1 pseudogene is annotated in these 1168 nt (G+C 44.1%); it reads right to left on the bottom strand.

Annotated elements, in window-relative coordinates:
- Positions 1-1168: pseudogene (locus ACFX5D_RS16240) on the bottom strand (hypothetical protein); the annotation flags it as partial.

Genomic DNA, 1168 nt, shown 5'->3' with positions numbered 1-1168 from the left:
TAGTTTTCACCCAAACAGATTGTTATTGAAGTCGACACTTTCGTTGGTTTCGGAGTTACGGTCAACACTAATTCTTGGTCGGCAGTGCATCCGTCGTTTGTTTTGGTATACGTTCCGCCAGCGGTGTAAGTAGTATTATTTACTGGCCAAATATAGTTTTCACCCGAACAGATTGTTATTGGAGTAGATACTTTCGTTGGTTTCGGAGTTACGGTCAACACTAATTCTTGGTCGGCAGTGCATCCGCCGTTTGTTTTGGTATACGTTCCGGCAGCGGTGTAGGTAATACTATTTACAGACCACGTATAGTTTTCACCCGAACAGATTGTTATTGGAGTAGACACTTTCGACGGTTTCGGAGTTACAATCAACACTAATTCCTGGTCGGCAGTGCATCCGTCGTTTGTTTTGGTATACGTTCCGCCAGCGGTGTAGGTAGTACTATTTACAGACCAAATATAGTTTTCACCCGAACAGATTGTTATTGGAGTAGACATTTTCGTTGGTTTCGGAGTTACGGTCAACACTAATTCTTGGTCGGCAGTGCATCCGTCGTTTGTTTTGGTATACGTTCCGCCAGCGGTGTAGGTAATACTATTTACAGACCACGTATAGTTTTCACCCAAACAGATTGTTATTGAAGTCGACACTTTCGTTGGTTTCGGAGTTACGGTCAACACTAATTCCTGGTCGGCAGTGCATCCGTCGTTTGTTTTGGTATACGTTCCGCCAGCGGTGTAGGTAGTACTATTTACAGACCACGTATAGTTTTCACCCGAACAGATTGTTATTGGAGTCGACACTTTCGTTGGTTTCGGAGTTACGGTCAACACTAATTCTTGGTCGGCAGTGCATCCGTCGTTTGTTTTGGTATACGTTCCGGCAGCAGTGTAGGTAGTACTATTTACAGACCAAATATAGTTTTCACCCGAACAGATTGTTATTGGAGTAGACACTTTCGACGGTTTCGGAGTTACGGTCAACACTAATTCTTGGTCGGCAGTGCATCCGTCGTTTGTTTTGGTATACGTTCCGGCAGCGGTGTAGGTAATACTATTTACAGACCAAATATAGTTTTCACCCGAACAGATTGTTATTGGAGTAGACACTTTCGTTGGTTTCGGAGTTACGGTCAACACTAATTCCTGGTCGGCAGTGCATCCGTCGT

It is taken from the genome of Flavobacterium fructosi, from assembly GCF_042787335.1.
GTDB classification, from domain to species: domain Bacteria; phylum Bacteroidota; class Bacteroidia; order Flavobacteriales; family Flavobacteriaceae; genus Flavobacterium; species Flavobacterium fructosi.
The sequence above is the reverse complement of the archived record's forward strand: the minus strand, read 5'-3'. Positions and strand labels throughout refer to the sequence as shown.